The organism is Acidimicrobiales bacterium (assembly GCA_035316325.1).
Taxonomy (GTDB): Bacteria; Actinomycetota; Acidimicrobiia; order Acidimicrobiales; family VFJN01; genus DASXTK01.
This window is the reverse complement of the sequence record DATHJB010000177.1, coordinates 1-10,103: the sequence shown is the minus strand read 5'-3', so window position 1 is coordinate 10,103 and position 10,103 is coordinate 1. Positions and strand designations below refer to the sequence as shown.

Genomic DNA, 10,103 nt, shown 5'->3' with positions numbered 1-10,103 from the left:
AGCTTCTCGTTCATCGTGGCGCAGCGGCAGCGCCAGGTGGCCCTCCTGCGGGCCATCGGCGCCAGCCGCCGCCAGGTGCTCTGGTCGATCGTGGTCGAGTCGCTGCTGGTCGGCATCATCGCCTCCGTCGTCGGCTACGTGCTCGGCGTCGGCCTCGCGCTGGGCCTGTCCACGCTCATGTTCCAGGACAGCGCCAAGCTGGCGATCGAGCCGACGTCGATCCTCATCGCTCTGTTCATCGGCACGATCGTCACCTTCCTGTCGGCGTTCCTGCCGGCGTGGCGGGCGTCGAAGGTCCCGCCGGTGGCGGCGATGCGGCAGGTGGCGATCGACACCAGCGGGCGCTCGAAGTTGCGCCTCGTGATCGGCGCCGTCATGGGCCTCCTCGGTGCGGCCTCGCTGGTGAGCGGCCTGGGCGACGGTGGCTTCCAGATGATCGGCCTGGGCGTGTTCTTCGTCTTCCTGGCGCTGATCGTCTTCGGCCCGAGCGCGGCCCGCCCGGCCGCCACCGTGATGGGCGCGCCACTGCCGAAGCTGAAGGGCATCGTGGGTCGGCTGGCTCAGCTCAACACCGCGCGAAACCCGAAGCGCACGGCCTACACGGCGTCCGCGCTGATGATCGGGCTCGGCGTGGTGAGCCTGTTCCTGGTGCTCAACGCCTCGGTGCGCAGCTCGATCGACGACATCATCGACGAACGCTTCACCGGCGACTTCGTGATCGCCAGCGAGGCCGGGATGATGGGCGTCGGCCTGCCCGGCGACGTCGCCAGCGAGGTCAACCAGCTCCCCGACGTCGACGCGGCCGCCGGCATCCGCTTCGCGGTGGCCGACGTCGACGGTTCGGCCACCGGGGTCACCGGCGTCGATCCGTCGACGGCCTTCCGGCTCTTCGACGTGGGCGTCACGGAGGGCAACACCGACGGCCTGAACGACGGCGGCCTCGCCGTGCTGGCCGACAAGGCCGACGACGAGGGCTGGAAGCTCGGCGACGAGATCCCCGTCACGTTCGCGGAGACCGGCAGGCAGACCTTCCCGATCGTGGCGCTGCTCGACGAGCAGACGCTGACCGGCACCTACGTCATCAGCACCGACACGCTGGCGGCCAACGTGCCCAACTCGGGCGACAGCATCATCCTCGTCCGCCTCGCCGACGGCGTCACCGAGGCCCAGGCCCGGCCGGAGCTCCAGAAGATCGTCGACCAGTTCCCGTCGGCCGACCTGCAGGACCTGAGCGAGTACAAGGCGGCCACGAAGGCCCAGTTCGACCCGATCCTCATCATGATGGGCGCACTGCTCGCACTGACCATCGTCATCGCCATGATCGGCATCGTGAACACGCTGATCCTGTCGGTCCTCGAGCGCACCCGGGAGATCGGCCTCACCCGGGCCGTCGGCGCCAGCCGCCGGCAGATCCGCTCGGCCATCCGCTGGGAGGCCCTGCTGATCGCGGCGTTCGGCCTGCTCGCCGCGCTCACGGTCGGCATCTTCTTCGGATGGATCCTCGCCCAGGCGATGAAGGACGACGGCTTCAGCTCCTTCGTCGTGCCCTTCTTCGGGTGGCTCGGCCTGGTGAGCGTCACGGTGCTGACCGGGCTGCTGACCCTGCTGGCCGCGCTGATCCCGGCGGCGTGGGCGGGGCGGCGGCCGATCCTCGCCGCCATCACGAGCGATTGACGCACGGCCGCAGCAGACTTCGCGCCATGCCGTTCGATCTACGGACCTTGCCGCCGGAGGTGGAGAAGTTCGCCTCCGAGCGGCACCTGGCCACGCTCACCGTGCTGCGCCCGGACGGCACGCCCCATGTCGCCCCGGTGGGCTTCACCTGGGACGCCGACGCCGGGCTGGTGCGGGTCATCACGTTCGCCGGTGCCCAGAAGGTGCGGCACCTCACCCGCCGCCCACACCCGCGGGCAGCGGTCTGCCAGGTCGACGGCGGCCGCTGGCTCACGTTCGAGGGCCCGGCGTCGGTCATCGACGACCCGGACCGGGTCGCTGAGGCCGTCCGCCGCTACGCGTCCCGCTACCGGCAGCCCAGCGAGCGTGCCGACCGGATCGCCATCGAGGTCACCGTCGACCGCGTCCTCGGCCGCCCGTGACCCCGACCGCCGGCTACTCGGGCACCCCGCTGGCCAAGAAGCTCGGCATCAAGCCCGAGCACGTGATCGCCGTGCTGCAGGCGCCCGACGGCTTCGCCATCGACGACCTGCCGCCGGGCGTCGAGGTGCGCCACCGGGCCCGGTTCCCGCTCGACGTGATCGTGGCGTTCTTCACCCGCCGGGCCGACTTCGCCAAGCGGCTGCCGGCGCTGCTGAGGGCCCTGCCGCCCGACGGCAGCCTGTGGATCGCCTGGCCCAAGAAGGCGTCCGGCGTGGCCACCGACATCACCGAGGACACGGTCCGCGAGGTCGGCCTGCCCACCGGCATGGTCGACAACAAGGTGTGCGCCATCGACGACACCTGGTCGGGCCTGCGCCTCGTCCTCCGCAAGGAGCTCCGCCCCGGCCGCACCACGGCCGCCGGCTGACCGCCCGCTAGTCCTCGACGGGCTTCATCGCCGTCGAGTCGAAGAAGGCGCGCATCGTGGCGATCTTGCCCTCGTCGTCGAACGTCATCAGGTCGATGATGTCGATCCCGAACACGGCGCCGCCCAGCGTCGCCCGAGCCTGCATGGTGAAGATGCCCTCGTTGCCGATCACGGTCACGATGCCCAGCGGCCGCAGCTCGATGGCGTCCGGCACGGCATGGGTCTCGTCCCAGAAGGCGCCGATCTCCTCACGCCCGGTCCGCTGCGGCGTCCCGACCGGATCCTCGATCCAGGCACCCTCGGCGAAGAGGTCCAACCACCCCTCACGGTCGTCCGCCGTGAACCTCTCCATGTAGGTCTCGATGTTCTTCCGCAGAGTCTCCCCGTCAGCCATGGGACGAGACCGTATCTGACGATCCGTCAGGTCGCAGGATGGGACGGGGGCTGCTCGGGAGCCGGGGTGCCGGTGTCGAAGGGGGCGGGGTGTTGCGGCTCGGGCGGCCAGTCAGGTCGCAGGATGAGGCGAGGACCGCGATCCCACGTGACGTAGCCCCATAGCCAGTTACCTTTAGGTACCTACAGAGGTAGAATTGGTAAGTGACAGAGACCGTCGGTACCTACGCTCGGCTCAGCAGGTTGAAGGGCCGGGACGAGTCCATCAGCACGCAGCAGCGCCTCTGCCGGGAGCACGCCAAACGCCTCTATCCCGGCTGCGAGGTGGTCGAGTACGTCGACCCCGACGCCTCCGGTGAACGGGAGGACGTCGTCCGGCCGGACTACGACCGGCTCAAGGCGGACCTGCTGTCGGGGAGGCTCACGCAGGTCGTGACGAGCGACCAGCCCCGACTCACCCGCCGGCCCGACGAGCTAGAGCACCTGATCACCGTGTTCCGGGTGGCCGGCGTGCCCGGGTTCAACGGCTACCGGGACGGCTGGACGTCGGTCGGGCTGGGAGCGTCCGCCGGGGCCCGGTACAAGGGTGTCGCCGCCAAGGAGTACGTCGAGGGCATCAAGGTCAACGTCCTGGAGAGGTTGAAGGCCAACGGCGACCGGGGCCAGCCCGCTGGCGGCCGGTTCTACGGCTACCAGCGGGTGACCGTCAATGGCGTGAAGACGCTGAGGTTCGCCGCCGACGAGGTAGCCACCGTCGAGCGCATCCTGGCCGACGTGCGGGCGGGGAAGTCGCTGCGCTCGATCGCTACCTGGCTGTTCGAGGAGGACGTCAGGGCGCCCAAGGGCGGCCGGCGGTGGGCGATCACGTCGATCCGCAACCTCGTCACCTCGCCGCACCTGGCCGGCCTGCTGACCCGGCAGGGGGAGGTGTTCGGGCCGGGCAACTGGGAGGGGCTGATCACCCCGGAGGAGCGCGACGACCTGCGCGCCCTGTTCGGCAGCCGCACCCTCAAGTCACCCCGGCACCACGCCCGCAAGTACGTGTTGTCCGGCCTGCTGTGGTGCCCCGACTGCGAGGACAAGATGGGCGGGGGCGGCGGCACCCACCAGGAGTACCACTGCCGGTGGTGCGGGCGCTCGGTCGCCGCCGAGAAGACGGAGCGCTACATCGTGGGCGAGCTGCTGCCCCGCATCGACGAGCTGAACCGGCTCCTGAGCCTGACCGACGAGCACGAGGACCGCCGGGACGAGCTGCTGGCGGGGCTGCGCCGGATCGAGCAGCAGCGGCGGACCTACGGCCGGTGGCTCGCCGACGAGGAGATGGACGACGCCACGTACCAGACGGCACGCCAGCGCCTGGCCGAGCAGGAGCGAGACCTCCGGACGGAGCTGTCCAGCCTGCCCGCCCCGGTGACGAAGCTCACCACGTCCCGGGCCGCGCGGCAGGGGTTCGCCGGGCTGGCGATGGCCGAGCAGCGGGCGCTCGTGGAGCAGTACGTCGAGCGGGTCGAGGTGCGCGCCACGAAGGCCCGGCGGTGGTCCCCCGACCGCCTCACGGTCCTGACCCGCGTCCCGGTCGAGTCCGAGGCGGCACGGGTGCTGCTGGCGGGCCGCCGCTCCTACGTCGAGCGGACGGGCGGGCCGGCACCGGACCTCGCCGCAGCGTCCCGGTTCGTGGAGCTGGCGGACATCACCCCGACGCCCGAGGACGAGGCCGCCTACCTGGACGAGAAGTTCACCGAGACGCAGCTCGTCATCGACGAAGAGTTAGACGCCGAGCGGGCTGGCTCGGCCTAAGGCCGGACGATCAAGCGGTCGAGCTGGTTGCACCGCTCGATGACGCTGTCGACCTCTACGAGGCCGGCACGGGCCGCCTCGACCTGCCGCTGCACCTGTGCCTGTCGCTCCGGCGAGTCGCTCGTGACCCGGGCGGACGACTCTGCGCTGACCCAGGCCACGCCAAACCACTTCTCCGGGGCGCTCGCCCAGGCGCTCCGCACGTGCGTCAGCAGGTGGTCGACCCGGTCCTGTAGGACGCGGTCGTGGAGCTGGCCGTGGAGATCCTGCAGCCGGGCATCCACCGTGTGCCGGTCGCCCGTCTGGAACTCCGACCTGTCGAGCTCGCCGCGGGCCGTGATGTCGTAGAAGGTGGTCCGCGCCTCGGCGACGATGGCACGCACCTGGTCGGTCCCGAAGGCCCGCCAGCGCAGGGCCGCCTGCCACAGCACGAACAGGCCACCGGCGACGGCGACGATCGGCACCAGGGTGGACAGCATCGCCGTACATGATCGCGCACCGCTCGGCTGACCAGACGCACCCGGCCACGCACGTCTAGGCAAGCGGTTTCGGCCCCGAGGTCAAGCGAGGCTTGACCGCCAACGGTCCCGTGGGCGTGGCAACCCACCGAGCTGTTGCGGCCCGCTGACAGCCCGGTAGCCTCCACGCTGACACCTGGGCTCATGCTCCCGTGAAATCCGGGCGTGAGGTCGGCCGAAGGGCTGGCTGCTGTCAGAGGTGGTGGGAGTACCGCGCACCACCCTTGCGAGAGCGAGGGAACGATGCGCGTGCTCATGACCGGGTTCACCACCATGCAGGTGGGGCGGCCCGGCCTCTACCAGATGGCGACGTTCGCCAACCTGCTGCCCGAGGCGCTGCGGCGGGCGGGCCACGAGGTGGACCAGCGGGCCGTCGACCCGGGCGAGCCGTTGGGCGGCTACGACGCGGTGCTCGTCGGGGTCATCGGCCCCAACAAGATCGGGGCGAGCCACCGATATGGCGCCCTCGACACGATCGGCCGGGCCAGGCGAGAGGTCGGGGCGCTCGGCTTCTACCTCGATGACTGGAACGTGCGGGAGATCGCACACGACGTCGACTACCTCCGGCGCGACCCGCAGCGGCTCGTGAAGCCGATGCTGGCGGGCAAGCCCGGCTACGCCTGGGCGCTGGCGCACCTCGACGAGCTGCTGCGCGTCCTCGATGCCCTGGCGCACCGCCCGTGGCCGGTGACGCTGGTGCCCAAGTTCGACTGGGGCGGCGGCGCCCTGCTGGTCGATCACGTGCGCGGCCTGACCCCGGAGCGGGCGGTGTTCCTCGACCCGGGCGCCCTCGCCGTCGAGCGGTTGGGCCAGCTCGCGGTGCCAGCACCACGTGAGTGGCGAGATCGGGTGTGGGTGTCGGCCGCGCTGGCCGAGCCGACCAGGTTCCTCGACCAGCAGGTGCCGTCGTGGCCGGTCGAGCGGTACGGGGCGCGCGCCCGCAAGATCAAGGAGGCCGAGGTCGTCGCCCGCTACGGCGAGGTCGGCGGCTGCGTCGTCCTCCCCTACCCGCACGCGGGGTCGGGGTGGTGGCGCAACCGCTTCGACTTCGCCAGCGAGCGAGGCACCCTGCTGCTGTGCGACCCCCGCGAGACGGCGGACCTCGCCCCGGGCTTCGCCCAGAAGGCCCGGTTCTTCGAGGGCATGTCGAGCCAGGAGCGGCAGGTGTGGGCCGACTATCAGCGGGACTGCCTGCGCTCCCGGCGCTGGCCGCTCGACCAGTTGGTGAGCGAGGCCGACGCGGCCCTGCGGCGGGTGGTCGAGGGCGGCCCCGCCCCCGGCGTCCCGGGGGCTTAGGCCATGAGATCCGCTGGGAGGTCGACGACCCCGGGGAGCGGAGGCGCCCCGGGGCCGGACCTTCACCTTCTGAGCTACGGGACGAAGCGCTGCTCGGGTGAAACCGTACCACGTCCGACCACCTGGGGTGCTTCCAGGTGATAGTGTCACCTCTGGTTCCCGCCTGCGCTGGTCCACCGACCGGAGCTGCGGGGCCGCCCAAAGATGAGACCGTGCGGTCTCGTCCGCGCGGTCCCGATGACAACCAGCTCTGAGCCAACGGAAGGACGAAGCGCGATGGCTCGCACACCTGCCCCACCTCTGGTGCCGCCCTCGATCGAGGTGCTGGAGCACTCTTGGCGGCTGCACGCTCAGCGTTGCGGCTGTGCCCCGACCGAGCGGGCACCGCACGGTCGCAGGGCACCGTTCGTGCGCTTCGTCCTGCTGCTGCGCTGCCGCTGCTGCGGCGAGCCGGCGCCCGTCGCCCTGGTCGAGGAGGGGGCGCCGTGAGCGCCAACACCGACGACCCGGACCCGTACAGCCGGGGCGCGTTCATCTACCTGGAGCGGGGCCACCGGGGCGTCGTCCCCGTCGACGTCGACGGGGTGAAGGGCCGGACCATGACCGGGTTCACGGGCGGGGCCAACCGGGGCCGCTACCCGACCGACGAGGACGTGACGGCGTGGGTCGCCGCCGCGACCCTCTACCCCCGCAACCTCGGGCTGCGCCTCCCCGAGGACGGCGTCGGCTTGGACGTGGACGACCCGGAGGTGTTCGAGGAGTGGACCAGCCGGCCGGCGGCTGGCCTGCCACCGCTGCCGCGCACCTGGTCCTCGACCAGCCGCGGCCCGACCGACGAGCGGCGCAAGCACGTGTACCGGGCCGAGCTGCCGCCGGGCCGGCGGTGGAGGAAGGACGGGTTCCCCGGTGGCGACCTGCTCCACCACGGTCACCGCTACGTCCGGTGCTGGCCCTCGGTGGCGCCCAGGACGGGCGACGTCGAGCTGTGGTACGACCCCGACGGGCGGGCGTGTGCAGAGCTGGTCCCGACCGCCGAGGAGCTGTACGCGGTCGAGCTGCCGCCAGAGTGGGTGGAGGCCCTGACCGAGCCGGTGGCCGCGACCCCCGCCCTGGACGTCGCCGGGAACGGCGACGAGTTCGACTGGGCACGCTGGATCGGCCTCAGCGAGATCGGCCCCGGCGAGGCCGAGCACCACACCGGGCAGGACCGGCTGCTCTTCGAGGCGGCGTCGTCCCTGGCGGCCCAGCCGGGGGTCAGTGACCGGTTCGCGCTGGCGCACCTCCGGGGCCTCGCTCAGAAGTTCGTCAACGAGGACGGCCGCGAGCCGTGGACGGACGAGCAGGTCGTGGCGAAGTGGCAGCGGGCGCGGATGGAGCGGGCGGCCCGGAGGCTGCCCGAGGGGTACCGCGGGTGGGTCCAGGACATGGCGCTCTGGCAGCCGCCCCGCCTGGTCGAGCCCGAGGCCGAGCCGCTCACCGACCCCGCCGGGGCCGAGCTGGACGAGCGGGTCGTCCGACGGGTGGGTGACCTGGCGATCGAGGCGCAAGCCCGGGAGGTCTTCGAGGAGCTGCAGCTCGCGCAGGTGCGCGGCAACCGCCCGAAGCGGACGGCCGCTGACTTCGCGGAGCTGCCCCAGCCGGCGGCGGTGCTCGAGAGCGTGCTCGCGGCCGAGGTCAACCTGCTCGGCGGCCCGTCCGAGGCCGGCAAGAGCCTGCTCGCCCGGGACTGGGCGCTCAGCGTCGCGACCGGTAAGGCGTGGCGGGGGCACCTGCCGCCGGAGGTGCGGAACGTCCTGTGGGTGGCGTCGGAGGGGCTGCACGACTTCCGCGAGAGGTGGGCGGGGCAACCGGGCTGGGGCCACGCGAAGGACTGCGCGGCAGCCTGCAAGGCGAAGCACGCAGCGGACCGCGTGTACGTGCTCGACCAGCCCGTGAACCTCGTCCTCGGCGGCGACGTCGACTGGCTCTTGAAGGAGTACGCCGCCGAGCGGCCCGGCCTGGTCGTCCTCGACGTGATCTACGGCATGGGCCTGACCGACGAGAACGGCATGAAGGACGTCGCCCCGGTGCTGTCGGCGCTCAAGCGGATCTCGGCCGAGTGGGGCTGCGCGACGCTGGCGCTCGGGCACCCGGGCCACAACGGCGAGCGGCGGTTCCGCGGGTCGTCCATGTGGAAGCAGCTCGCCTACACCGAGTGGCACCTCGCCGAGGGGTCGCTCACCTGCGAGAAGTCGAAGCTCGCGGACAAGCGGCGGCTCGGCTCCCGGTACCGGGTGGAGTACCCGTGCCTGCACTGGCTCGACACCAGCGAGGCGCTGGCCGAGGCGGCGGGGCGGGACGCCCTGGTCCGCCGCGACTTCGAGCTGCACCCCGACGACCGCGACCTGCCGCGGGCGCGGCGGCTGGTGGCTCAGCTCGACGTCTCGCAGTCCACGGCGCAGCGGCTGGTCCGGCGGTACCGGGCGCAACGCGACGACCAGAACGATGGGTAGGTCATGACCAAACCAAGGGTTTGGTGGATGACCAAACCTGGTGACCAGTGACCTGACCAGTGAGAACAACGTGGTCAGCGGGGTGATGACCAGCAGTGACCATTGACGTGACCAGCGATTTGGTCACTGGTCATGACCAGTGTTGACCATCTAGTAGATGTCCAAGCTGTCAGTAAGACAGTTTGGGTCCAGCACGCCTCGTGAGCCGTCACACCGACAATCTTTCGCCATCACATTGTCGGCCAGCACGCCGCCATAACATCTTTCATTTCTCGATTGTTGGCCGCACCACGCATGTAACCAGTCCTCTAGGACTTGGTACAGTTAGTGAGTGACGGCCAGCAACTTTCACCACAAAGCTCTCATCTACATACGGGTCAGCACCGATGGCCAGTTGGAGAAGTACGGCCCCGACGTCCAGGAGGCGCACTGCCGGGCCTGGTGTCGGGAGCACGGCCTGCGGGTCGAGGGCGTGTACCTGGACGCCACCTCGGGGGAGAACGAGGCCCAGGACCGCGACGCGCTGTCCGACGCCCTGCTCGCCCTGGAGGAGCGGCGGGCCGGCACCCTCGTGGTCGGCAACCTGGGCCGGCTCGCCCGCACGCTCACGGTGCAGGAGGCCGCCCTGGCCCTCGCGTGGTCGCTCGACTGCGAGGTCGTGGCCTGTGACCTGGGAGTCGTGCCCCGAGACGACCCCGACGACCCGATGCGGACCTTCATCCGCCAGGTCTTCGGCGCCGTCCACCAGCTCGACAAGGCCATGATCGTCAAGCGCCTCCGGGACGGGCGCCTGCGCAAGCACGCGGCGGGGGGCCACGCCTGGGGGCCGCACCCGTACGGCAGCCGGGACGCCGACCAGGCCGCGGCGCTGGCTCGCCTCGTGGAGCTGCGGACGGCCGGGCAGAGCTACCGCGAGGTCTGCGCCGCGCTCACCGCCGAGGGGCACCGCCCGCCCCGTGGTGGTACCTGGCACCCCATGACCGTCCGCCGCCTCGCGGAAGGCGCGAAGTTGGCGAGCTGATTTCCGCTGTCGAAAGTCGAAGACCATCCGACTTCGCCGGTGGTGGTATCGCGATAAGCGAG

General features: G+C 71.2%; 10 protein-coding genes. 8 read left to right on the top strand and 2 right to left on the bottom strand.

Going from position 1 to position 10,103, the window contains the following annotated elements; genetic code table 11:
- The 3 genes from VK611_23980 to VK611_23970 form a co-directional block, all read left to right on the top strand.
- Positions 1-1,674: FtsX-like permease family protein (locus tag VK611_23980; protein ID HMG44414.1), on the top strand; the 1,674-nt coding region annotated here is incomplete at its 5' end.
- Between the two features lie 26 nt (positions 1,675-1,700).
- Positions 1,701-2,096 (top strand): PPOX class F420-dependent oxidoreductase, encoded by a 396-nt coding sequence (locus VK611_23975; protein HMG44413.1) that lies wholly within the window; start codon positions 1,701-1,703, stop codon positions 2,094-2,096.
- Positions 2,093-2,524, top strand: coding sequence for a DUF3052 domain-containing protein (locus VK611_23970; protein HMG44412.1), 432 nt, complete (start codon positions 2,093-2,095; stop codon positions 2,522-2,524). The genes VK611_23975 and VK611_23970 overlap by 4 nt, the downstream gene beginning before the upstream one ends.
- Before the next feature lie 7 nt (positions 2,525-2,531).
- On the opposite strand, the gene VK611_23965 is transcribed toward VK611_23970, so the two are convergent.
- Entirely contained in the window at positions 2,532-2,918 is a 387-nt protein-coding gene (locus VK611_23965; protein ID HMG44411.1) for a nuclear transport factor 2 family protein, read from the bottom strand.
- A 203-nt stretch (positions 2,919-3,121) separates the two neighbouring features.
- Between VK611_23965 and VK611_23960 the strand changes: the two genes are divergently transcribed.
- A complete protein-coding gene (locus tag VK611_23960) occupies positions 3,122-4,714 on the top strand; it encodes a recombinase family protein (GenBank protein ID HMG44410.1) in 1,593 nt (530 codons plus the stop codon).
- Here VK611_23960 and VK611_23955 read toward each other — a convergent pair.
- The gene (locus VK611_23955; GenBank protein HMG44409.1) at positions 4,711-5,193 is read right to left on the bottom strand and encodes a hypothetical protein; all 483 of its coding nucleotides are present in this window, start codon (positions 5,191-5,193) and stop codon (positions 4,711-4,713) included. The genes VK611_23960 and VK611_23955 overlap by 4 nt on opposite strands.
- Before the next feature lie 282 nt (positions 5,194-5,475).
- Between VK611_23955 and VK611_23950 the strand changes: the two genes are divergently transcribed.
- The 4 genes from VK611_23950 to VK611_23935 all read left to right on the top strand — a co-directional run bounded on the left by VK611_23950 (position 5,476) and on the right by VK611_23935 (position 10,041).
- A complete protein-coding gene (locus VK611_23950; protein ID HMG44408.1) occupies positions 5,476-6,528 on the top strand; it encodes a hypothetical protein in 1,053 nt (350 codons plus the stop codon).
- A gap of 276 nt (positions 6,529-6,804) precedes the next feature.
- Positions 6,805-7,017, top strand: a complete 213-nt coding sequence (locus tag VK611_23945) for a hypothetical protein (GenBank protein ID HMG44407.1) — start codon at positions 6,805-6,807, stop codon at positions 7,015-7,017.
- Positions 7,014-9,020 carry an AAA family ATPase gene (locus VK611_23940; protein HMG44406.1) on the top strand — a complete coding sequence of 669 codons (2,007 nt, stop codon included), beginning with the start codon at positions 7,014-7,016 and terminating at the stop codon, positions 9,018-9,020. The genes VK611_23945 and VK611_23940 overlap by 4 nt, the downstream gene beginning before the upstream one ends.
- A 331-nt stretch (positions 9,021-9,351) precedes the next feature.
- Positions 9,352-10,041, top strand: a complete 690-nt coding sequence (locus tag VK611_23935) for a recombinase family protein (GenBank protein ID HMG44405.1) — start codon at positions 9,352-9,354, stop codon at positions 10,039-10,041.
- Positions 10,042-10,103 lie beyond the last annotated feature (62 nt).